Source organism: Heyndrickxia sp. MSNUG (assembly GCF_049532715.1).
GTDB lineage: Bacteria > Bacillota > Bacilli > Bacillales > Cytobacillaceae > Mesobacillus.
This window is the reverse complement of the sequence record NZ_CP150978.1, coordinates 2,528,987-2,552,474: the sequence shown is the minus strand read 5'-3', so window position 1 is coordinate 2,552,474 and position 23,488 is coordinate 2,528,987. Positions and strand designations below refer to the sequence as shown.

At 37.9% G+C, this 23,488-nt stretch carries 27 protein-coding genes; 5 read left to right on the top strand and 22 right to left on the bottom strand.

Annotation, left to right across the window (positions count from 1 at the left end; translation table 11 throughout):
• Positions 1-30: 30 nt before the first annotated feature.
• The 7 genes from AABM38_RS12740 to AABM38_RS12710 form a co-directional block, all read right to left on the bottom strand.
• A complete protein-coding gene (locus AABM38_RS12740) occupies positions 31-603 on the bottom strand; it encodes an MEDS domain-containing protein (RefSeq protein WP_423406769.1) in 573 nt (190 codons plus the stop codon).
• Between the two features lie 274 nt (positions 604-877).
• Positions 878-1,876 (bottom strand): NAD(P)H-dependent flavin oxidoreductase, encoded by a 999-nt coding sequence (locus tag AABM38_RS12735; RefSeq protein ID WP_423406768.1) that lies wholly within the window; start codon positions 1,874-1,876, stop codon positions 878-880.
• 120 nt (positions 1,877-1,996) lie between these two features.
• A complete protein-coding gene (locus tag AABM38_RS12730; protein ID WP_423406767.1) occupies positions 1,997-2,182 on the bottom strand; it encodes a hypothetical protein in 186 nt (61 codons plus the stop codon).
• 84 nt (positions 2,183-2,266) lie between these two features.
• Positions 2,267-2,512, bottom strand: coding sequence for a phage holin (locus AABM38_RS12725; protein ID WP_423406766.1), 246 nt, complete (start codon positions 2,510-2,512; stop codon positions 2,267-2,269).
• Between the two features lie 117 nt (positions 2,513-2,629).
• Positions 2,630-3,199, bottom strand: coding sequence for a glycerol-3-phosphate acyltransferase (locus AABM38_RS12720; RefSeq protein ID WP_423406765.1), 570 nt, complete (start codon positions 3,197-3,199; stop codon positions 2,630-2,632).
• A gap of 136 nt (positions 3,200-3,335) precedes the next feature.
• A complete protein-coding gene (locus AABM38_RS12715; protein WP_423406764.1) occupies positions 3,336-4,226 on the bottom strand; it encodes an aldo/keto reductase in 891 nt (296 codons plus the stop codon).
• 82 nt (positions 4,227-4,308) lie between these two features.
• Positions 4,309-4,866 carry a short-chain dehydrogenase gene (locus AABM38_RS12710; protein ID WP_423406763.1) on the bottom strand — a complete coding sequence of 186 codons (558 nt, stop codon included), beginning with the start codon at positions 4,864-4,866 and terminating at the stop codon, positions 4,309-4,311.
• A 461-nt stretch (positions 4,867-5,327) separates the two neighbouring features.
• On the opposite strand from AABM38_RS12710, the gene AABM38_RS12705 reads away from it, so the two are divergent.
• The gene (locus AABM38_RS12705) at positions 5,328-5,828 is read left to right on the top strand and encodes a hypothetical protein (RefSeq protein ID WP_423406762.1); all 501 of its coding nucleotides are present in this window, start codon (positions 5,328-5,330) and stop codon (positions 5,826-5,828) included.
• A gap of 691 nt (positions 5,829-6,519) precedes the next feature.
• Here the strand turns inward: AABM38_RS12705 and AABM38_RS12700 are convergent.
• The 6 genes from AABM38_RS12700 to AABM38_RS12675 form a co-directional block, all read right to left on the bottom strand.
• Positions 6,520-7,767 (bottom strand): MFS transporter, encoded by a 1,248-nt coding sequence (locus AABM38_RS12700; RefSeq protein ID WP_423406761.1) that lies wholly within the window; start codon positions 7,765-7,767, stop codon positions 6,520-6,522.
• A gap of 168 nt (positions 7,768-7,935) precedes the next feature.
• Complete coding sequence (locus AABM38_RS12695; protein ID WP_423406760.1) at positions 7,936-8,169, bottom strand: hypothetical protein; 234 nt, start codon at positions 8,167-8,169, stop codon at positions 7,936-7,938.
• Between the two features lie 153 nt (positions 8,170-8,322).
• Complete coding sequence (locus AABM38_RS12690) at positions 8,323-9,168, bottom strand: phosphotransferase (RefSeq protein WP_423406759.1); 846 nt, start codon at positions 9,166-9,168, stop codon at positions 8,323-8,325.
• A gap of 15 nt (positions 9,169-9,183) precedes the next feature.
• Positions 9,184-9,594 (bottom strand): NUDIX hydrolase, encoded by a 411-nt coding sequence (locus AABM38_RS12685; RefSeq protein ID WP_423406758.1) that lies wholly within the window; start codon positions 9,592-9,594, stop codon positions 9,184-9,186.
• Positions 9,595-9,717: 123 nt separating this feature from the next.
• Positions 9,718-9,987, bottom strand: a complete 270-nt coding sequence (locus AABM38_RS12680; protein WP_423406757.1) for a hypothetical protein — start codon at positions 9,985-9,987, stop codon at positions 9,718-9,720.
• A gap of 166 nt (positions 9,988-10,153) precedes the next feature.
• Positions 10,154-10,930 (bottom strand): hypothetical protein, encoded by a 777-nt coding sequence (locus AABM38_RS12675; RefSeq protein WP_423406756.1) that lies wholly within the window; start codon positions 10,928-10,930, stop codon positions 10,154-10,156.
• 119 nt (positions 10,931-11,049) lie between these two features.
• On the opposite strand from AABM38_RS12675, the gene AABM38_RS12670 reads away from it, so the two are divergent.
• On the top strand, positions 11,050-11,730 hold the full coding sequence (locus AABM38_RS12670) for a glycosyltransferase (RefSeq protein WP_423406755.1): 681 nt from the start codon (positions 11,050-11,052) through the stop codon (positions 11,728-11,730).
• A gap of 132 nt (positions 11,731-11,862) precedes the next feature.
• Here the strand turns inward: AABM38_RS12670 and AABM38_RS12665 are convergent, their stop codons facing one another.
• The gene (locus tag AABM38_RS12665) at positions 11,863-12,414 is read right to left on the bottom strand and encodes a GNAT family N-acetyltransferase (protein WP_423406754.1); all 552 of its coding nucleotides are present in this window, start codon (positions 12,412-12,414) and stop codon (positions 11,863-11,865) included.
• A 183-nt stretch (positions 12,415-12,597) separates the two neighbouring features.
• Positions 12,598-12,981 carry a VOC family protein gene (locus tag AABM38_RS12660; protein ID WP_423406753.1) on the bottom strand — a complete coding sequence of 128 codons (384 nt, stop codon included), beginning with the start codon at positions 12,979-12,981 and terminating at the stop codon, positions 12,598-12,600.
• Between the two features lie 411 nt (positions 12,982-13,392).
• Between AABM38_RS12660 and corA the strand changes: the two genes are divergently transcribed.
• A complete protein-coding gene (gene corA, locus AABM38_RS12655; RefSeq protein ID WP_423406752.1) occupies positions 13,393-14,343 on the top strand; it encodes a magnesium/cobalt transporter CorA in 951 nt (316 codons plus the stop codon).
• 71 nt (positions 14,344-14,414) lie between these two features.
• On the opposite strand, the gene AABM38_RS12650 is transcribed toward corA, so the two are convergent.
• From AABM38_RS12650 to AABM38_RS12635, 4 genes are all read right to left on the bottom strand, one after another.
• Positions 14,415-14,594: a hypothetical protein gene (locus tag AABM38_RS12650; RefSeq protein WP_423406751.1), complete on the bottom strand. Its 180-nt coding sequence runs from the start codon at positions 14,592-14,594 to the stop codon at positions 14,415-14,417.
• The gene (spoIIP, locus tag AABM38_RS12645; protein ID WP_423406750.1) at positions 14,584-15,717 is read right to left on the bottom strand and encodes a stage II sporulation protein P; all 1,134 of its coding nucleotides are present in this window, start codon (positions 15,715-15,717) and stop codon (positions 14,584-14,586) included. Before spoIIP ends, AABM38_RS12650 begins: the two co-directional genes overlap by 11 nt.
• Positions 15,718-15,817: 100 nt before the next feature.
• On the bottom strand, positions 15,818-16,756 hold the full coding sequence (locus AABM38_RS12640) for a magnesium transporter CorA family protein (protein ID WP_423406749.1): 939 nt from the start codon (positions 16,754-16,756) through the stop codon (positions 15,818-15,820).
• A gap of 476 nt (positions 16,757-17,232) precedes the next feature.
• Positions 17,233-17,850, bottom strand: a complete 618-nt coding sequence (locus AABM38_RS12635; protein ID WP_423406748.1) for a histidine phosphatase family protein — start codon at positions 17,848-17,850, stop codon at positions 17,233-17,235.
• Between the two features lie 341 nt (positions 17,851-18,191).
• Here AABM38_RS12635 and AABM38_RS12630 point away from each other — a divergent pair, with 341 nt between their 5' ends.
• Together AABM38_RS12630 and AABM38_RS12625 are read left to right on the top strand one after the other, a co-directional pair.
• Positions 18,192-19,577: an alkaline phosphatase gene (locus AABM38_RS12630; RefSeq protein ID WP_423406747.1), complete on the top strand. Its 1,386-nt coding sequence runs from the start codon at positions 18,192-18,194 to the stop codon at positions 19,575-19,577.
• 60 nt (positions 19,578-19,637) lie between these two features.
• A complete protein-coding gene (locus AABM38_RS12625; protein WP_423406746.1) occupies positions 19,638-20,315 on the top strand; it encodes a DUF4352 domain-containing protein in 678 nt (225 codons plus the stop codon).
• Between the two features lie 58 nt (positions 20,316-20,373).
• Here AABM38_RS12625 and AABM38_RS12620 read toward each other — a convergent pair whose 3' ends face one another.
• From AABM38_RS12620 to AABM38_RS12610, 3 genes are all read right to left on the bottom strand, one after another.
• Positions 20,374-20,943: a GNAT family N-acetyltransferase gene (locus AABM38_RS12620; protein WP_423406745.1), complete on the bottom strand. Its 570-nt coding sequence runs from the start codon at positions 20,941-20,943 to the stop codon at positions 20,374-20,376.
• 306 nt (positions 20,944-21,249) lie between these two features.
• The gene (locus AABM38_RS12615) at positions 21,250-22,761 is read right to left on the bottom strand and encodes a hypothetical protein (RefSeq protein WP_423406744.1); all 1,512 of its coding nucleotides are present in this window, start codon (positions 22,759-22,761) and stop codon (positions 21,250-21,252) included.
• Complete coding sequence (locus AABM38_RS12610; RefSeq protein ID WP_423406743.1) at positions 22,748-23,281, bottom strand: RNA polymerase sigma factor; 534 nt, start codon at positions 23,279-23,281, stop codon at positions 22,748-22,750. Before AABM38_RS12610 ends, AABM38_RS12615 begins: the two co-directional genes overlap by 14 nt.
• Between the last annotated feature and the right edge of the window lie 207 nt (positions 23,282-23,488).

Sequence of the window (23,488 nt, the reverse complement as noted above, 5' to 3'; positions counted from 1 at the left end):
GTATCAGATGCTCTACATTTATATTGATCGTCATTTTGTTATAGCTTTGTTTCTTTTTATTATGCTAATGGACTCATCCGTCATATAATAGTCATGGCAATCCATTAGGATATCTTTCAAGGTCTGTGGTACTCTGTTTGCGTCATATGCGCAGATTGTTGTGAAATCAGTTTCCTGCAGCATTTGATCTGCCTCTTGCTCATACTCTCCAAGAGCGTGGAAGATCTCTTCTTGATCTCTCCATTCAACATGTGCCCAGGTCTTGATAGGCAGTTTCTTTTCCAGGTAGGGGGTAATCATATCTTTTAAATATTTTAGAATCGTTTCTTTATGAAAGTTGCTGCGGTAGCAATAAAAGTCATAATTATTTATTGTATGGATCATGTCTATTTGCTCTTCACTAAACTGTTCTTTGATTTTTTCCTGAATGATTGGCATGAACCGATCATTCTCAATGATCATTACATGGTTCCCTAACTTTAGGGAAGACATGACATAGGCTATCAAATTATTAATATAGCGATCCTGGTCGTGAAAATAATAAAATATATGGGCACCGGAAGTGTTAACTTCATTAATAAGGCTTTGAATTTCTTTTTGCATTGTTATCAGTCTCCTTTTGAATCCAAGGAAAACAAACAATGAATTCGTGTATTGAATATTAAACTTCATTGTACCATGGATACTCTTTTTTATCGATTTATGTTGTTTCCATTGTGAGTAACAGCGAATGATATTCTATATACGCAGAACTAAATCCAACTCCTGTATAATTATTTTGAATTATTCCTTTATTGCTTAAATCGAACTTTACCAAACTTTATCCATAAGTAAAATAAAAAATCATCGGACACCTAAGCATCCGATGAAAGCACTTTTATTTTATTGGAAAAGGATTCAATTTATTCGCATTATTTTTTAATTTATTCAGGGACTCATAATATTCTGATTCTAATTGATCAACAATCTCTGCAGCTGACTCAATTTTTTGAATGGCGCCTACTCCCTGCCCTGCTGACCATATGTCTTTCCATGCTTTAGCGTTTGTTTCCTTTTGCATTGCATCAAAATCAACTTTGTCTTTTTTCGCTAACTTTTCTGGATCCAAGCCCGCCTTAATAATACTTGGCTTTAACATATTGGCTTTTACCCCGGAAAAGGCATCAGTCAAGATTAAATCTTCCTGGGTGGAGTCAACTAGCATATTCCTGTACTCATCATTTGCCATGCTTTCAGTCGCAACGATGAATCTTGTTCCCATATAAGAGAGATCTGCGCCTGCAGCCTGAGCAGCTAAAATTCCTCTTCCAGTTGAAATCGAACCTGCCAAGACTATGATCCCATCCCAGAAAGTCCTGACAGAATCTACAAATGCGAAGCTGTTCATTTCCCCGGCATGTCCGCCTGCCCCGCTCGCAACTAAAATAAGACCATCTACTCCAGTTTCTGCCGCCTTCCTTGCGAAATTCACATCGCTGACATCAGAAAATACGAGCCCTCCATATTCGTGCACGATTTCCACTACCTTTTTGGGACTGCCCAAAGATGTAATGACGAGTTGTGGCTTATGTTTCTTTAACAATTCCAATTCATCCTCAAGCCGGCTATAAGAGCTATGTACGACCATATTCATGGCCCAGGGAGCTACCTTCCTGTCAGGCTCCTTTGCTCTTAACTCCTGTAATTCAGAATTCAGGCTGCTCATCCATTCATCAAGTACTTCTATCGGCCGCGCATTTGGAGCCGGAAACGATCCAATCACTCCGTTTTTACAGCAAGCGCTTACAAGTTCTGGCCCTGAAACAAGAAACATCGGCGCAGCGATTGCAGGTAGCTTTAGTTGGTTCCACCAGTTTTCCGGAATAGCTTTTTTCATTCATTCATCTCCCTAAATTCATTTCTAAATTTTCTGAATTTCTAACTTAATCTTAATTTATCCAAACCTAAATTTCAATAATGAAACCAGGCAAATTATATTAAAAAAGAATCTTTCATCTTAATGCGAAGGATCCTTCCTGTATTTCTGCTTCATTTGTTTTGCTCTTGACATAAAATCTGACAATCTTGAACTCTTCGATTCTGTTGGATTTCTTAAATATCTGCGCCAAAAAAATTGGCTCAACTCTTCTATTAATAAAAAAGCTGCAAGTACAATGACCAAGAGAATAATCCAGTTCCACATATACAGGCTCCTTTCGAATTGGATAATTTATCCTATTCTACCTTTTACCTCAACATGTGTATTCTATAAACATTTTGCTTATTTTTAATTCGGATTTTTATATGACATTGCCCGTTCGCTGTCCTTTAGCCCTTTTGTAGTTGGGTCCTGAACAATTCCAAGCATTGAGAGAATGATGAAAATACCATTTACTAGCATCAATACGTTGTTTTGAACTTGGTCTGATAAGCTAAATGAAGTCCAGCCCAGCAAATTCATTCCTTCTAAAACCATTTGTGTGACAATCATAATTTGAGATACAAAGGCGATTACCCAGGTTTTGTTCCTCAACCTTACGCTCCAGTTAATCAATATAACCAATCCTTCCATTCCTAAAATGTCTGTTTGTTTCACTATATGCAGACAAGTTGAATGGTTGTCAGCGTTTGTACTGTCTCTGATCGGAAATTATTTAGATTTGTTATCTAATCTTTCTTTAATATCGTCCAGATGTACGTACAATATTATTAAAACTAGTATACCTGACATGAGAAAAATCCCCCAGCTGCTTTCAAGGAAAAGTAAAGTGATAGGAATAAGAATGAACGCCCCTAAGCCTGCAAAAGTAAAGCTTTTCACTAAAGGATACAACAATAGAAAGCCAGCAATAAGGAAGATTGCTATTAATGGTTCAAAGGCAAGCATCCCTCCAATAAATGTTGAAATTCCCATGCCGCCTTTAAACTTTAGCGTAATTGGCTTGATATGGCCTAAAAGAGCAAATCCTAACCCTGCAAGGATTATTTCATCGGTAAAACCAAAGTATCTGCCTGCAAGGATGACAAGTGCTCCTTTTAAGGCATCTCCCAGGAAAGTTAGCACAAAAGACGTCTTGCCATGAACCCGTCCTGCATTCCTGGCACCAACATTTCCGCTTCCCTCCACTCTGATATCTTTATTGCCAAGGACCTTTACAACAAAGAATCCTGCCATCAAGCTGCCAATCAAATAAGCAAGGAGAAAATATATTATCAACATACATCTGCACAACCTGTCCAATTAAATTATTTTTAGGTTTATTCGCCAATGATCGAATTAATTCCTTTATTGACTAACTCTTTTTGACTTCATGTCAGCAAAAAATTCCCGGCCTGAGGTTTAGGCCGGGAATTCATTAATTCGTTCCAATCGTGATTGCTTGTGCCAGTAATTCTTTGTCAAAATCCTTTTCAAGCAGTTCAATATTCTTTCTAAAATGGTCAAGGTTTTTGGTTCCGATTAAAACGGAGCTAATGCCTTTGTTTTCATACAGGAAATTTAATGCAAGGGTTGAGAGAAGGTCTCCATCATTCTTTACGAGTTCAAGCAATTGCTCAAGCTTTGCCGGTTTGAACTCTGCCTGTAATGCTCTGGAGGTCAGCAGCCCTCGTCCCAGTCCTGTCCGGATTAAGACTCCCAGTCCTTTTTCTTCACAAAGCTTGATGTTGTCTTCATTTTCCTGGTTCAATAAATGATATTCCATCTGCATAACATCAAAATCCCCAGACAAGATGCATTGCTTTGCGAGTTCCCCATCAATTGAGGCACCAAGATAGCGGATTTTCCCTTCTTTCTGTGCATCTTTCATCGCTCTGACCGTCTCTCCATCAGCAATCACTTTTTCAGGTTCTGGTCCAAAGTGGATTTGCATCAAGTCAATGACATCCGTTTTCAGCAAGGTTAAACTTCGATCAATAGAATCCTTGATTGCCTTATAAGAAAAATCGTAGAAGGTAGAAGGTTCATCATTATGTTCACCGCATTTTGAAGCTAAAATATATTCGGTGCGCCTGTTAGAAATCGAATTGCCAATTCGCTCCTCGCTCCGGTGGTAAGCACTGGCTGTATCGACAAGGTTGATGCCAAGATCGAGCACAGAATTTAAAACGATACCAGCTTCTTTTTCATCCGGACGCTCTTTATCTGCCAATCCCCAGTCTCTTCCAATTGATAATGCTCCAAATCCAATGAATGTTACGTCCTCATTCATGGTGTAAATCTTACGTTTTTCATAAGCTTTTTTCATTGGGTATCACTCCATTATGTATGTCATCGTTCGTTTGAATAGATTATAACAAATCCCAACTAATATCCCTAACAAGATGCTATCACGCTAATGGACGTTTTTCTGATGGCCCGACCATACCGACTATATTAACCGCGTCGCTGTTATGAATTCCATCTATCACCCCTGAAGAAATCTCCTCATTTGTTAACCATCTTGACTGATTTCCTTCTATTTTAAATCCGAGTTGCACTTGTCTGTAAATACAATCATCAGGAATGGGCAGTTTTTTTTTCGTCTCGGCAAGATTTCTGCCACTCCCTAGAATGTGTATTAATTCCCAAGTATGCCCAGGAACTGTATTTAATTGAATCGTGTTTTTGAGAGCCTTTTCTGCATCTGTGCGCACCCATGCAACGATTAAATCGAACATGCCATTTTTCTGTATGCTCAGTGCAATTCTTTTTTCTAGTTCCCCAATATTACGATAATCTACACTGATCGGTGTAAGATCGGAATGGCTTGATTTTTCTTTTAATCTTTCCAAACGATTTGGATTCCGTCCAATCACCGATACCCTATACCCTTGATCCAATAGCCATAAAGAAACAGGAGCAAGCATTCCAGTTCCGCCAATCACTAGTGCATGTTTCATTTTCATATAACTCTCCCTTCAATAATCTAAAAAAGCTCACTAAGAATTTATATGGTGAAAAAAACACTGCTATTTATATAGATTACTTTAATAAAATTAAACAGTGAGTACTATAAAGTTTAATGCTAACAAAGTAATAGCGAATGCTATCACAAGCCTATCCTATAGATTTTGCACTTAGGAGTCCTCTTTTTGATTCGGTAGTAACTTAAGCGGCAAATCTGTTCCTTCTAAACATGATCCCCTGCTCATAAGGTAAATGAAATGCATTTTAGTGCCCACTGATGGACTTCATCTGCACCAAAGCTCACTTTATTCACTATAGGATTACCATTTACTTTTTCTTCCTAAAAAAGCAAAATTTCCTTCTATTATTATATAATATCATTAATACGATTCTCTTTTTTAACAAGTAAAGGTACATGTAGTAACTTTAATAAGCTTTTATTTCACGAGGCAGGTGTAAAATGGATAATAATATACTCTATTTTAAAGATAATTTTTTCTCTGCAGGCAGAACGGAAATCTATAATGAAGTGAAGGAAATTGTCGGTGAACTCGACTTAAGGAGTGCGTTCAGTTCAGGAATAGACGTACTGGGTTCTAAAGGAGAATTGATAATTAGCGGGAAATTTCCGATGTTGGGCTTTAAATGGAGGGTATACGACAGTCAGGAAAACGAGTTGGGTTCTCTCGGTTCTAAGTTCTCCCTTTTTTCGAAGAAATTTGAATATGATGCAAATGGCCGCGGTGTTTTTACGATAACCTCTGAGGCTTTTTCGAATGAATATGAGGTTTTAGAGGGTGACATCTCCGTCGCAAGTTTTGAAAAAATTAGCGGCTTTTTTGCTTCCCCCGCCTATCAGCTGAAAAACGATACAGATATATTATCAAATGAGGAACTGATTGCTGTCGTCATGGGTGTGAATGCCATTCAAAAACGGCAGAGAAGCAATGCAGGCAGCTGATTAAGAATTAAGAAAAGATATTAGATATTTAAATTTACATGTATAGAAAAAAGGAGCCAGATTAATGGCTCCTTCCAGCTTGTCGATAAAGATACAGATTACAAATCAGTTATTGAAAACCTGTTGATTGGAGTGGAAGGCGCGTAGACTCCTGCGGGCTCAAGCTGGACAGATGAGACCCCGCAGGAGCAAAGCGACGAGGAGGCTCAGCGCCAGCCCCGCGGAAAGCGAAGCGCCTGAAACGGAAATCAACAGACCTGTTTTACTTCCCAACCAAGATGAAAAAACTGTAAACAAGCTCGCTTTTATCGAGGTTGTCTACAGTCTGAAAGGAGCCAGATTTATGGCTCCTTCTTTTAAAGTATAAAAAGTATAAAATTCACTTTGAGAAATGTCCAGCTTCAGCGCCTAGCCCCTCGAGTCGCTTGTCTAGTTTCGCCTCCTAGAAACTCCGAAACTTCAACTCCGCCGGCAGAAGCAAAGAGCGCTTCTTTGTCGGAGCCTCCAGTTTCTGCGTTTCTGGGCAGTCGGCTACACATTTCGATTTCGGTTCGCTCAGGTGAAGTCAAAGAACGACTTCACCGGTCGGCCCTTCGACTGACTCGATGTCCTAGTGCCGACGTTGCCACAGGACGTGACGGTTTTAGTCGGCCAGCGCTTATCGGGGCTGACCAAGGCGCTTGCGCTTTTCTTATGTTCTTTGTACAGCGATCTTGTTTGTGAAATATTGCTTTTTCATATAAAGGAAGAAAAATAGAAAAACCCCTCCGCTTAATGCACGCAATCCGGACGCGATGTTCATAGCAGTTTCAACCGAACTAAGATGGAGCAAGTAGACACCGACCTGTGGCGCGATAAAGCCTATTATGGCAAGCATGATATTGTACTGTGCGATGAAACTCCCCCGGTTTTCCTCCCTGGTGACTTCAAGCAGCTGATTAAACAATAAGAGTACTGTACCTGAAACGAATAATCCTGATGTAAAGTTAACAAAGGTTAAATAATACATATTTGTCGATAGGATGGTCAAGAACGGTGCAGTGGCCATTCCCACTGCTGTAAATGCCAGCATTTTCGCGTTGCTGTGCTTGTCAGCCATCCTTCCCCACCATTTAAAACTAATAATTTGACCAATCTGATTGGCGACGGTAATAATGCTGATCCAAAAACCGGTCATATGAGCTACTTTTATATTGTAAATATTGAACAGCGGCCATGCCAGCTGCCATGCAAAATTAAAAAATAATCCGCAAATCAGAAAATATATGAATGGTTTGTATTTGTAGGCATCCCAGCCAAAGTTGAATTTACTTTTTTCAGTTTTTACTTCTCTCTGGGGTTCTATATGTCTATTTAAATAAAAAACTTCTACAACACCAAACGCGAATGCCATCAAAAATAAAATCTGGTAAGGGAGCGGGTTCACTTTATCAAACCATTTCAGGGCAATGCCTATCATCAATGTCGTGATCATGCCAGCTATGGTCAGGACTCTGTTTCGCTCACTGAAAAATCCGCTTCTTCTGCTGTCAGACACTAAATCTCCTATAAAGGACTGCCAGCTAAGCATTGCGAATGAACCAGGCAAATTCATTAAACCAACCAGCAATACGAACATCCAAGCCCTATATTCAACAGGCAGGTAGATAACAAAAAACATTCCAATCAAGAACAAGCGGGTGAAAAAAATGGATTGTCCTGTGAATTTTTTCTTTTCCTGAAGTCTGCTCATGATCGCTGTACCGAGGATCATCGCGAACATCCCAATAATTTGAGGCAGTGAACTGATCAAACCGACCTGGTAATTTGTAGCTCCAAGGACACCTATGGCAAACAGCGCAAAATAGTTATTACTCATACTCATGACGATAGTCGAGGCTACACCATTAATGATACTGTTCTTTTCATTCCATTTTGTTATCTCAGAAGGACTTTGCATACATTCCTCTTCTTTCAAAATAGTAAAATTATTTTGGATTTCGAAATATCCACCTAATTTTACTCCTTCTGGTTATAGCTGACAATAGGTATTTTTTCGATAATTTAAACTAAGAATATTCTGAAATTAACACACAAAAAAAGGAGCTTTTCGCCCCTTGAATTTTGCTTAAACATTGTTTAAAACTAAATATAATCTGTTGTTACGTTCACTTTTCTCTTCCTCTGTCACGAGGTCATACTTTTTTAGTAAATGAAATACTTCATTCAATATGTCCTGGGTATGCTCTTCTTCAAAAAAGTTGTTGAATAAATCACTCATATCGTGAGGCAGAAATCCCATCTGGGACTCATATTTATTCTTTACATCTTCATGGCTGTGATCAATTTTACACTCTCCCATGCCATTTCCCTCCTTATTGTTTAACATCATTAGAATAACAAACTCTTATACTCTTTACCCTAATTATAAACTTTTTATTAATATCGTGATTAAACTGAGACTCCGGCTCCACATGATGAAGAGCAATAAATGCAGCAAGAAAAAGAACAACGTTTATAAGGCTTCTTTTTCTTGCTTTATCTGTCTTTTCCAAAATTCCCATGCATTCAAATAGTCATCAAAATCCGCAGGGTGATGCTTAATACAAGTTGCGATGCGTAAGTAAAGTCCTATGAGTACATCTTCATACAAATTCTTGGTGTCTTCCAGGAGAGTATTGGCTGCGGCTTCAATCGTTTCTATTTTCAAGTCATTCGGTGAAGAACAAAATGCGTAAATCAAGTCATAAAGTCGTGGCCCGATTACTGGTGTTGGATCAATGACACCGGTCAATTTGCTCTCTTCAAATATAAAATTATGCACACCACAATCACCGTGAAGCAAATATGGCTGGTTAATTGTATTGCTTCCTTTTTTATTAATCAAAGTATAAATAAGTTCATGATCCTCTTCTGAAAGGAAACCTTTAAGAATAGTAGTTGCTCCACTGGCTCTATGGAGTAAAAAGTCCTTCCATGTAGAACTTGGTTCATCTGCCCAGCCCCAAACTCCTTCGGTTTCGACAATCTTATAATGATTGAATATGTTTTGTACTAATTCAATCAACAATTCCCTTTTGAATTTTCTTTTATAGATCGATTCACCTCTAATATAGGAATAGACTATGTAATTATTTTCTGGTTCCTCATATATAAGCGTTGGTAATAATTGAATCTCTGAATACTCTTCGAGAAACACTGCTTCTGCTTTTAGAACTTGTGGTTCATTCTTTTTTATCACATATCGAGATTGAAGCAAGTATAACTCACTCGTAGTTCCACCGCTTAGCTTTTTATAATCCCAACAGTCCTGGATGATTTTTAAGTTTTTTAGTTCCAAAATAATGCTTTCAATTTTCATGCTTTCAACCTCATTTTATCTTTGAAAATGGTATGGAGCCGAACTCTGAAGCAAGAATTCTACTCCTTTAGGATGGAATGGCATTAATGCATTCGCAGTCTGGAAATCAACCCATTCAATCTCCGATATTTCATTTGCATCGTTTATGGCAATATCTCCGCCTGCAATCTTTGTGTTAAAAGTGAAAAATAATGCATGTACACCTTTATCCTCCCTAAACCTTTCATTGATTGCTACTATGTTAACAACTTCAATGACTAAGCCTGTTTCCTCCTTTGCTTCTCTTACGACTGCCTGTTCCAGTGTTTCGCCAGGCTCAACTGCCCCGCCAGGTAAAGACCAGCCGCTGCCAACATTATTAACCATCAATATCTTCTTTTCATCTTCTAAATAAATGAGAGCATATGCTACATCTACTCTTTCCATTATTAACCCCCATTAATAGCAATTATTGATTACTTACCTTTAAATCTTAATATATTCTTTTGAAAAAGCTTATTTCCTTCCAATACTGCCAAATAAAAAACGGCCATTTTAGATGGGCCGTAATTATAATGATTTCTTTTTCATGAAATAAATGATTACACCGCTGATAAAACTTCCAAGCGCTGCAGTTCCTAACAGCATGAAATAGATGATTTCGCCCAACACAGCCATTTCAGCCGCGGGAAAAAGTAAAACTTTTACCCCCATCCCCAATGTACAAATTAAAAATATCATTCCGGGCAGCCATTTGAGCCATTTTACTTTTGCTTTAAAGAAAATGAAAGGTAAAGCCATGCCAATAAGAAAAACAATAGAAAACACCATCTTCTTCATTCCCATCCCGTAATATGCTTTGCTGATTGTATTTAAGTAGACGAATTATTTAGTTGTGAGTTACTTGTCTGAAAAAATAATTAATGTAACTGAGTTTCAAACTTGATAACTGATTTGTACTTTTCAAAGCTTCTAGAATCAGTGCACTGATATAAGCAAATGAAATTTACCAAAAGTAGCTTGCTATCTGCTTTCTTGATAAGCAATCCTTTGGGTTGAAATGGATTTTAGCCCAATTGCCGCTCTTCCATACAAATTGTCCAATTTCCAAATCCGTCCCATTTGTCAATTCCACAAAAACAATCATATAGTACTGACCATCATAACCAAGGAATTCATTGTATTTAATAAACTCCTGTTTTACCATCGGGTATTTTTGTTTAATCAAATGACACCATTCACCATACCTTACATCGACATTCGCTTCTGCATCATGAGCCCACCCATGGTAAGCAGCGCACAGGAAGTCCTCTCCTGTGTGAGTTATTCCCTCGATTTTGTAGCCATCCGCATCCTTCACAGTTTTGATAAAACCATAATAATATCCAAAATAGGTGATTTGTTTGTCTGACCCCTCTATGGTTTCAATTTCATAAAAAAGCTGGTCATTGGATAAAGGTATCAATTTAAGTAAGTTAATGTGGCCGATTCCCTCGAAAAGCTTAAGGAAGTCTTTATAACTTAACTTTGTATGGAAATCTTTTGATAAAAATTGATATGCAATTGGAAAAGGCTCCTTAGCCATTCCTACCGTCCCACACCCACCCATTTTCCCTGGAAGCAAATTTTCAGCTTCACGGATCACACTGAAAAAATGGATTACTGTCTCATAAGGGCTTTTTAGTAGTTCCTGCATCTGTATTGGTGAACTTGTTTGCGGCAATCTCAGAATATTTATTGCTTCACTTTTGGATGGCCTAAAATACTTTTCATTCAAAATCATTGCGATCCCTCCTCTCTATTTTAAGAAGGAGAAATAGAAAATGTGCAGGCAAGGGAATGAAATATGTATTTTAATACAAAATAACAAATGTTTATTTTAACCATAAAGGAGAAGATATCGTGAGAAAACTATTTTTGCAAGTGATCGTGATAATAATGGCCATTGGTATCGGGCTTCCCCAAATCACAGCAAATGCTGAGGGAAACGAAAGAACTCATCAGCATTGTAACTGGCATGCAGTTGCACAATTAAAGGGCGGGATGAGAAAGCTTTGGATTGACCACGTGATGTGGACGAGGGATTATGTTAAAAGCAACCTGGCTGGCGTGGAGGATCAGGATCAAGTACTAGCCCGACTAATGAAAAATCAAGAGGACATCGGAAATGCCATCAAACCGTACTACGGTGATGAAGCAGGAAATAAGTTAGGAGCTCTATTAAAGGACCATATCGCCATTGCTGGAAAATTGGTTGTAGCCGCGAAAACTGGTGATCAGGCAAATTTTAAAAAATATAATACTGAATGGTACAAAAATGCTGATGATTTAGCTGAATTCCTTAGCAGTGCAAACCCTAATTACAACGAAAAAGAACTCAAAAAAGATTTGTACATGCATCTGCAATTTGTTACTGATCAAGTAACGGCAAGATTGAAAAAAGACTGGGGTGCAGATATTACTGCATATGACCAGGGTGAAGATCACATGGTAAAATTCGCTGACACCTTATCAAGAGGGATCAAAAAGCAGTTTCCTGAAAAATTCCAATGCCAGAGGAAGCATGGAATGAAGAAAAAATAGTGTGAAGAGATATTAGATGATTTCGGTTAACAGGGCACGGAAAAGTAAAATATACGTGCCCTTTTCCTTTAGGTAACGATTACGCGTTCTATTAGAGAATTTTTAAAGTAAAACCCGCCAAGTGGCGGACGCTTACTTTTTTTTATTTTGCCAGTCGACTGCTAATATACTGTATGTAACTAGGTCCTCAAAGTGGTCATATAACCATTGCCCATCCCTTATAACCCCTTCAGAACAGAAACCTAATTTTTCGGGGATCGCTATACTTTTGGTGTTATTGACGGCACATTGAATTTGAACCCGATTAAGTTTCATTTGAGCGAATAAATAATCCAATAAGGAAGAAACTGATCTTGTGATGATACCCTTCCCCTGTGCATTTTCTGATAAAAAGTAGCCAATGCTCGTACTCTTGTTTTTCCAGTCAATGTAGTGAAGTCCTATCATCCCTACTAAATTTCCATTATACCGAATACCCGCATCAAATCCGTTATTATCAGCATAATTTCTTATCCAAATTGGGATGATCGGTTCAAGGTCCTCAGCAGATTTTCTTTTATCCACCCATAGCAGCCATTCCCTAAGATGATCACGATTATGATCGATCAATGCATATAATTCTTCCTTGTGATGCTGCTGCATTAATTCAATTTCGATTTCTTCATCGACTTTAAATGAAAACATCCATGTTCCCCATTTCGAATTTTTAATAGATTATACATTATAATGGAAGAATTTAGTATGGTACTTTCTTAGAAAAGCTCTGATGAAATGGATGTCGCAATTTAACTCATGAACAAAGTGCTCCTGTAAGGTCTCTACTTATCTTCCGTATATAATGTTTATTCCCTTTGTGAAATGAGTATTTTATGGAGCAACCAACTCTACTTTTATACGATCTGGGTCTTCAAAAAATACCGCATAGTGATCCCCGCCTCCAGCGAATGGATGCTTGTCCATATAAAGAATGGGAATGCCCATATTTTTCAGTTTCAGTGTTATTTCGTTGACTTGATCTCTTGACTGCGCATGGAATGCAAGGTGATTCAATCCTATTTGTGACCTGTGATATCCAGCTTCAAGAAATCTCTCTTCTGTTTGAACGAAGACAAGGTATGTATGCTCAAATTTCCAGCTAATCCCTCTATCCCATTTTTGAAATTTTTTATAATTCAATTCTGATAAAAACCATTCCCAAAATTCAATCGTTTTGTCTAAGTCTGATACATTCATTTCTATGTGATGCAGCATTTATTTCCTCCTTTTTTAGCAATCAGTAGCATTGATAGGTTAATTACTGGAAACAATAATATAAAAGCCGTGAAGGAATTCCTTCTTACTATCATACCAATAGTTATCATGATTTACTTTCGTTTTTCTTCTAATGACATAGAAATGGGTCTTGTATAAATCTATATGATTGCCTTATTTTATAATGGTAGAATCAGTGTTTCAGAAAAATGGACAGCATTCCCGTATATATCATTGTGCAGTTTTTTCATTATTCCCCAATTTTCTCGATTTTAATGGCATTTATATTATTGTAGTAATTTTATGGCGGCATTATATCTGTTAGGAAGATGAATTGACCCCCAGTGGCTCTTGCTGTTCATTCTTGGCAAATTTTTATAAGATAAAAGAAAAAGCTTATCAGGAGACAATATGATCAGAAGCATTGCAATTACCCAGTCCAATGAAATAAGGACTGGCATTAGTATACCTGAATTGATATCAGCAGATTATCGCTGGTACTGGATTGACTTTAATGAGCCCACTCCAGATGAAATAGAATATCTGAAAGAGCCGCTCAGGTTCCACCCTTTGGCGATCGAGGATTGCATTCACACGCTGCAACGGCCAAAGCTCGATTATTACGATGATTATAACTTTTTTGTTGTCCAGGCACTTAACGCTGATTCAATGGATAAAGAAGAGGTCGATTTGTTTCTGGGCACGAATTACATCATCACCTTCCATATGGAAATGAACCGTGAAATCGATGATGTTTGGAGCCGGCTGGAACTGACTAAAACACCTGGTAACTGGGATCCCTCCCTTGTGCTATATCATGTTATAGACAAGATAGTAGATAATTACTTTCCGCTTGTATATAAAATCGAGGATTTATTAAATGAGATTGATGAAAATTCAGCTGGACGGTCCATGGAAGAATTACTCGAAGATTTATTTGATACGAGGCATGAGCTGCTCTCATTACGGCATACCATTACTCCGATGCGTGACCTTGTTTATCGGATGATCAACTCTCACAGGCTTGCAGATATTTTGGCCAGAAAGGTATACTTTAATGATATTCATGATCATTTATTAAGGCTTGGAGAAAAAGTAGAGGCCAGCCGCGAACTTACGACTGATATTCGGGACAGTTACCTTTCCATGAATTCACATGAAACAAATAGGGTGATGAAGGTACTAACCGTAATCACTACGATTTTCATGCCACTTACCTTCATTGCTGGTATCTATGGAATGAATTTTGAGAACATGCCGGAACTCAATTGGCAATATGGCTATTTCGGTGCATTGTTCACGATGTCGATCATTGGTCTTACAATGTTTTTATGGTTTAGAAAAAAGGGCTGGTTTAAATAGAAAAGAGCAGAATAAGAAAAACCATTGCAGATGACTTCTTAGGTCACCTCAATGGTTTTTTTTGCTGAAAACTATTCACCAGTTTCATCTTCGTACACTTCTAGATAATCCTCAATCATGTTTTTACAGACCATAGCAAGACCTGCCAGGAAAAAAGCAATCGTAATTGCCAGAGAAAAAAATAAATAGGACATTAAAGTAGTTGCACTCATCCAAATCAGCCAAAAATACTTTTCAAGATTATTGGCCATTTACTTTTTCAGCCTTCCAATAGATTTGGCTGATTGCTTCTGCTAATGCTTCTACGGTATTTTTTAACTCCTTCATATTATTATCCACACCGCCTACCTCGACAACTAATGAGTTCCCGCTAAGATCCTGATTGTACACACCGTCTACACCTATTCCTTTTTTAGGTAAAACTCCCTTACTGATCCCAGGATAGTTTTTATTCAGAAACTGATGCAGTTCATTTGCAAATTTTACGTTTCGCTGAAAATTTTTATTTTCTTCCCCTATGACAAAAACAAGTTTTGCATACGGTTTATTGTTAATTACTGCCGTTGTAGAATCTTTTCTGAAAGAGTCACGGTGTAAGTCGATAAAATAATCCAGGTGATCGTTAGCAGCCATCGCGCTTTTAACTAAAGTTCTAGAGACATCATAAGATCTAGGGGAAAGCCATCCCTTTTTACTAAGCTCCTGCCCAATATTTGTCTTATCAACAGTTGCACCTATTCCCCTCCTCTCCAACTCTTTCCCTAGCAGCTCTCCTACTATGGTAATATTTGTTTTACCATCCACCGCATCGTTCTCATTCTCTGCTCCGTCTAGTCCGAGTAATGGCAAATAAGATTCCCAGCTATGTGTGTGATAGATAAAGACGGATTTTTCAGAAGGAGGAGCACCCGTTGGTCCATTGCCACTGTTCAGCTCCTTCAATTCATTAGCCGCCATATTTCTTTCCTGAAGCAAAACATCCATGGGTGGAGCCGATTCGTTCGGTATATCTGTAAAATCCACACCTTCATCCGCAATCAGGAAGTTCGAATCAAAAGACATGAACCCAGGAATTTCACTCCTTACCAGACTCCTAAGATCATTCATCTCTATATTCGTAATAAGCTTGAAACCTGTTGAAATAATAGAGAAATCGGGATTAACCCCTGATAATGCATGTCCAATCAATGGGTTTTCATAGCTGATAATCCTAAGGAATAAATCAGCTCCGATATTTCCATTCACCTTGAATTTAAAAAATGTAATATTCGACGATGAAATAAATCCAGCAGCCAGAAACAAACTAAAGATACAAACAATGATGATTAAACCACTTACGATCTTCTTATAAACATTCAATAAAAAGGAACTCATAGCATCACCCTAATCATTTTCCTTACCAAATGAATATGTTAATAGAGAGATTTTTAGACTAAAAAACGCCTGGATATGGATGTCCAGACGAAGTTCAATATTAAAAATATTTCTTTTTCCAAAAAACGAATGCTGTTAATCCTGCAAGGAAAACCGCCAGGCTCAGGGCGAAAAAGAAAGCCATGGGGTGATGCTGGAATGGCAAGTTGACATTCATGCCAAAAAAACTAGCAACCATGGTCGGGAAGGAAAGAATAATCGTAATGGATGTCAAAAATTTCATGACCATGTTAAGATTGTTTGAAATGATAGAAGCAAACGCGTCCATCATTCCGCTTAAAATGGAGCTATAGGTTTCAGCCATTTCAATCGCCTGTGTATTTTCGATAATGACATCTTCAAGCAAATCCTTATCTTCTTCATACATTTTCAAGTAATTGAAACGCATGATTTTCGCCAGTACAACTTTATTGGATTTCAAGGAAGTCGTAAAGTACACAAGACTTTTTTCCAATGCGAGGAACGCATACAATTCTTTATTCTTCATAGACTGGTGGAGCTCACGCTCAATTTCGTTAGTCTTCTTATTGATTTGTTTCAGATAACGCAAATAATAGATGGAAATGACATATAAGATTTGAAGTGCAAATCTTGTCTTTTTAAAGGTAAAAAATTCCTTCATCCTATTGCTTCTAAATTCATTCAGTACCGGTGTCTCTTTTAATGACACTGTAATGATACATCCAGCAGTCAAGACAATACCGACTGGAATCGTTTCGTAAATAGGAAATCCAGATTCATCGTGCGTAATATATGGATAATCGACAATGATATACACATTGCCTTCTTCCTTTTCAATTCTTGGACGTTCTTCATCATCAAGGGCGTCACGGATGAAATCAATGGCAATACCTGTTTCAGTTGCTACCCTTGTAATTTCTTCTTCAATTGGGTGTACCATGTTGACCCAGCAGCCTTTGGATATCTCTTCTACAGATTCCAGCTGTCTCGCGTCATTGCTTTTGAAAATTTCGAGCATTCTACAAACCTCCTCATTTATAATTGAGGAAGCCAACTACCTTTTACAAGAGTTGATAGTCTTGCAGCATTCAATAATATCAATTCTAAGAGATGATCGACTTCCCCGCGCCTCTCGGGATCAGGCTCTATTGAATAACCCAACAATACCAACTCCTCTCTTTTTTCACCTCTTACATCTTACCCCTGCTTGCAAGAAAGCACAATCCTAATTTTCATCAAAACTACTCAATAAAAAGGCTATGATAAAGCTGAAGGTTAATAATAGTACTCTGTGGATTGTAGTGGAAGGCGCGTAGACTCCTGTGGGCTTAGCTGGACAGGTGAGACCCCGCAGGAGCGAAGCGACGAGGAGGCTCAGCGCCAGCCCCGCGGAAAGCGAAGCGCCTGGAACGAATCCACAGCCTTGGTTAACAAAGCCTAAAAAAGACAGAAACTGGACATCAGTTTCTGTCTAAAAATAGTTTATGTATTAGTTTAAATGAATGCCACATTCTTATGGGAAATATCTCCTTCAAGGAGTATTTTAGGTACTTGGCTGATTTCAATCACAGTAAGGCTTGTATCATGAATGCACGGTGGTTCCCATAGTTTTTCCAGCGGAAGATTTTTAAAATAGGCAAGCAAGCATTTGATGACCACTGTATGGGTAACCAATAAGATATTACCAGATTGATGTGCATTTTTGATTTCATTGATTGCTTCCACAGCCCTATGCTGAACATCCTCAAAGTTTTCTCCAGTTTTAGCATTATACAAATGCGGAGTATTCCAAAACGAGTGGAATGAATCGCCATCAGATTCTTCAATTTCAGATTGTGTGCGGCCTTCCCAATCTCCCATATTAATTTCTCTTAATTTTTGCTCCAGGTAAAAAGGTATCGTCTGATTCCCCACTATTAATTTGGCAGTATGGACAGACCTCTCACTCGGACTACAAAAGACAGCATCAAAGGGTGTTTCCTCAAGTGCTGCTCCGAGAGCTGCTGCATTCTTTATTCCAATTTCAGTAAGTGGGGAATCCTTCCATCCTTGAAGCCGTTTCTCAACGTTCCACAAGGTTTCCCCATGACGCGTAATGAAAATCTTTAGCAAATTTAAAACCTCCTTCTTTAATTGTATCAGTACCTAAATCCATCTGCATGATATTGCAGACAATTTTAACTTGGATTTTTCTTTATTTAAAAAACACATCTTTCGTCATGAATTATATGATTTTTAATCAATATTCGATTTTTCCAATACTATCACACTATAAAAATGATGATTTGTCCATCAAAAAGACGATTCTATAGTTCTGAAATGTGATACCTTCTATGTAAATCCTCTCATATACTGCCTCATTACAAAGAATGTTAATCTTGGTTAAAAAATGAAATTTTCTAAAAATAGTCTATAATGAATCTTGAAATCTAGCAATTGGAGGGGATAAGGAAATGCAGAAGAACATCAAAAAAAAGCTTATACCTTTTGCAGTCATTTCTTCATTGGCGATAGGAAGCCTGGCGGGTACTTTTACTGCTGAGGCTAAAGGGAAACATCATCACGATGGTCCTGAAATTAAAAATGTTATTTTCATGATTGGGGATGGTATGGGGCCTGCTCATACGTCTGCCTACAGGTATTTAAAGGATGATCCAAGCACAAAGTATGCAGAGAAGACAGAGTTCGATAAATATCTTGTTGGTCAACAATCTACCTATGCAGACGATCCGGAGCAGAATATTACAGACTCCGCCTCCTCCGCAACAGCTATGTCTGCTGGTGTGAAAACATATAATGCAGCTATTGCCGTTGATAATGATGAGTCGGAAGTTAAAACGGTTTTAGAAACTGCAAAAGAAAAAGGTAAAGCAACAGGACTTGTTGCTACCTCTGAAATTACTCACGCTACACCAGCATCTTTTGGTGCACATGACGTACATCGTAAAAATATGAATGCAATAGCAGATGACTATTATAATGAATTGATTAATGGCGGACATAAGATTGATGTTCTTTTAGGCGGAGGAGCCGATCTTTTTGACCGGACCGACAGAAATCTTATCGAGGAATTTAAGAAAGATGGGTATAGTTTTGTTTCAACTAAAGATGAGATGCAAAAAGACAAAAATGGGAAAATCTTAGGTCTATTTGCTCCAAGAGAACTTCCAAAAATGATCGACCGTACTGAAGATCATCCTTCTCTTGAAGATATGACAAATTCAGCAATTCAAAGACTTAATAGAGACAAAGATGGCTTCTTTCTGATGGTGGAAGGCAGCCAGATCGACTGGGCTTCCCATGATAATGATATAGTGGGTGCTATGAGTGAAATGGAAGATTATGAAAAGGCCTTCAAAGCAGCTGTTGAATTTGCCAAGAAGGATAAGCATACCCTTGTCATAGCAACTGCTGACCACTCTACCGGAGGATTTACAATCGGTGCAGATGGCATTTACAACTGGTTTACTGAACCAATCAAAGCCTTCAAAAGAACTCCTGACTTCATGGCAAAAGAGATTGCAGGAAATGCGGATGTGGAAGAAACGCTTAAAAAGTACATCGGCCTTGATTTGACAGAAGAGGAAATCAATTCTGTCAAAGAGGCAGCTGCTAAGAAAAAGGTGCTTGAGATTGATAATGCGATTGAAGAGATTATAAATAAACGATCAAATACCGGATGGACAACAAGCGGGCATACAGGTGAAGATGTTAACGTTTATGCTTTTGGTCCAAGCAGAGAGCGCCTTGCAGGAAAGATTGAAAACACAGATCTTGCCAAGCATGTTTTCAGCTTATTGGAAAAAGGAAATAAAGAAATTGTCATTGAAGACAAATAACTTTAAACTAGTTTCCCCTCCCTTAACGGCAGGGGAAACTAGTTTAATTCAGGCTGGTAGGTGTCATATGAGAAATTTTTTATTGTTTTGCTGATTTTAACGTCGCTTACAGGTTGTACTCAGGAACATGATCAAAAGGAGACCTCGGATCAAAAACAAAGTGCAAATCCTCTAACAAATCAATCTGAAGAGAAAAGTCCTCCTTCCAGAAAGGAAGCCAGTGAGTATGTCCCAAATCCCCAGGTAACAGATGATCGCCAGCTAGTCGTGATGGGCAATACTGTGTCTGATGAAAAAGGCGAAGCCGAATTAATTGCTTATAAAAATTTAGGGGATAAAGTTAAGGTTGGACCAATGGAATTGACGATTAAAGAAGCAAAAGTCATTCATTATCGTCCTTCATATAGTATGGTGGACTTTTTTCACAGCTACACCCATGAGGAGAAGTTTGATTTTGTAAAAGTTTTCGTAGAAGTCGAGAACACTTCTGAACAATCATTGAACTTCGCTCCAATTGCGCAAATAGATACAGACCTTGGTGAGCAAAAAACTTGGGAGGAAGAAATCTACCTGGAAGAACTGAATGGTCCATTCAAACCTGGAGAAAAAAAAGCAGGAAATCTAGGCTTTATTATTGAAAAATCAGATATCAAAACCTTTTCGATTACCACAAGTAAGGTTTTTGATAATAATAAAAAAGAATTAAACAAAGAAAAAGTGATAACAGTGGAATTTTAAATGGCATGGATATTAATATCCATGCCATTATTCTTTTAGGTGATAACTTATTAAAATGTTATTTTATAGAATCATACTCTTCCTTAAGAATGGAATACATCTTCAAATCCCAGTGTTTCCCTTTGATGAGCATCCCTTTCCTGATAATGCCTTCAAAGTTCATTCCTGCCTTCTCCATTACTCGCTCCGAGCCGATGTTTTCCACGAAGCATCTTGCCTGTATCCGGACTAAATTCATTTTTTCGAAACCGAATCTGATCAGTTCTTTCGCTGCTTCTGTTGTAACACCTTTTCCCCAGTACTCCCGCGCAATGACATAGCCAATTTCAGCAAATTGATGATGTTGATTCCATGAGACGAAGTCAATCGTACCGATCAATCTTCCTGTTTCTTTATACTGTATTCCCCAAGGGGCTATTCTCCCAGCCTCATACTGGTCTAATATAAAATCGATAAATTCTTTCGTATCCGTTAGTGTTTGATGCTGGTTCCAGGTAACATATCTTGATACCTCTGGATCTGAACCATATACAAACATGTCCTCTGCATCTTCAACAGTTATTTTCCTGAGTAAAAGTCTATCTGTTTCTAGTATCGGTAAGTCACTATAAATCTCTGAAATTTCCATATGAATGCACCCCCAAATATCTTTAAATAATAATAGCTTAATAATCAGCCAATATGCAATAATTTCCATTGGAGATATGCTGGAATAGAGAATGAGTTTCTCTTATTGTTATTTAACATAATTTTATTATGTCAACTTGTTTGGGGGTAAAAGGGTTCGGAATATTCTAATCCCTAACCCTATTTTAGATTTTACGATATTACTTCGATTTGTCGGTCGAATAAAATTAAACATGTGTATCCATAGAGAACAAGTAAGAACAATTCACCCATTGTGATTTTTTTGATGCCGTTCCTCCTGCCTTTTTTATTGGATTGCCATAAAGGCCACCTTCCATATGCCATCTGGATCCTTTATCATCCTGAACCCTTGCGAACCATTTGCATTTTCAAAGCTTATATATCCTTCAAAATCACTTGTTTCAACAAACTTCCCATTCTGGATGCCCCCAAGAGCAGACAGCTTTTGTGCAGCAGTTGTTCGGTCACTCTCGCTGAATTTAATATGCTCTTCTTGTGACCACATAACATATTCTGGTCTTGTCGTATAGAATGCATATTCAGTTTCTGCATCTCCTTCCAGATCTGCCTGAACGTATAGCTTTGCAATACTAATAGGAGACAAGTTTTTCAGATTATCGAGATCATGATCAACTTTAAACCAGTTATAAGCAGTTTTTTCTTCTTCGGTAAGCCGGAATGCTGTAGTATCATATATGATTTCCCCAGCTTTTTGTTCCACTTCATTCATCGTTCCGTCTGGCCTTAAAGTCTTTATCATCACTTTTCCTTTCTGAGTATAGAAGATGGACATTTTCAAAGCCTTATTTTCTGATGACCAGCCAATCGAAAATAGTACTCCGATTTTTTGGTTTATAAGATTTGGAAAGTCCACCATGAAATCTTGGTCAAGGTCGCTGGTTGTTCCTGGCTCGACCAAATATTGATAAGTCCAATACTTTTTTGTGCCATCTTCTGCATCCGAATTTTCAATCTCGGTGAATTCTGAGCCAAAGATTTCTTTTGCTGCTTCCTTTGATAAACCAATTTTAAAAGCATGTTCTATAAATTCTACCTTTTCCTTCACCAATTGATCTTTTTCCTCATTGAGATCAGCTGGAGAGACAGCATCACTAATTTTTAGGTCCTTTGAGTCCCAGTTTTGAATTAATAAGCGTCTTCGTACTTTCATTCCAGTTTCTGCATCAGTAAAGGAGTAACTAACATTTAATATTGTATCGTTTTCATCGCGATTTATGGTTTCTAATGCCAGAGTCGAAAAATCGGCATTTTGATAGTACTTAATAACTTCCTCCACAGGCTGGTCATAAAATTCAAAGATTAGTTTTTCTTTCAAATAATCCTGATCTCCCTTTTTCAAAGCATCGAAATAGTAAATAAGCTCTTTTCCTGGTGTTGGCGCGCCTACAACTTTGAACACCTGTTGATAGATGGTTTGGTATGCATCATTATTGGCAATTAATTGATCAATATTTCGTTCCTTTTCATTACCATTTTCGTCTTTATCGTGATCCTCACTAATAACTTCTTTTTTATCCGCAACCTTCGAATCTTCTTGATTTGTATTAACCCCTATGAATGATGCTGCCAAAACTGAGAATATGATTACGGTCATTGCCATTGGCACAAGAATCGGCCATTGCCATTTAGGTTTAATGTTCTGTTTTAATTGATTTTGTCCCTCGGTGATCTCAGTCCTGAGCTTCTCAACAAATTTCTCATCTGGATCAATGTCTGGCCTGTTCTTTAAAGGCGCGAGGAATCTTTGGTCAAACGACTCATATTTACGATTGTCCATCTTTCAGTCCCCACCCTTCTTCATTTTTTAATATCTGCTTTTTCAAATGCTGCAGTGCCCGATGGTAATCCACCCGGACCTTTGACTCACTGCAGCCAAGGATCTCTGCCGTTTCTTTGATGCTAAGCTCTTTTAACCCACGTAAAATAACAACTGTCCTGTACTGTTGTTTAAGTTTTAACAAAGCGTTTTGAAGCTCCGTCCATTCGCCTTTTTGAATCAGCATGTCTTCTGGTGTAACAGAGTCTTTCTCCTTATCGAATACCCATTCAGGAAACAGGCTTACAAACTTCCTTTTTCGGTGCAAATCCATTGCAGTATTTCTTGCAATAGAAAGAATCCAGGTTTTTAGCTTTTCTGGATCCTTTAAGCTTGAAATCGACTTCATGATTTTTACGAAAGTTTCTTGTGTAATGTCTTCTGCTTCCTGTTTGTTATTTGTAAAATATAGCGCGAAATGATAAACATCCCGATGATAACAATCGTAAATTTCATTTATATTAAGCCTGTTGTCTTCCACGTATCACTCCCCCATTCCGTAATAAGTCGCTTAACTTCATATTTTGTTTCAATTTTATTTAAATTTTTTTCTTTTTTTACAAATACTAATGATGTAAGCAGTATTTGCCAGAAAGGCTTCCGCTTTTGCTGGAATGGGAAAATCATTTATAATATAAAGATAAATTCGGTTCCCAACCTTATTTTACCAGCACAGAAAACTACACAA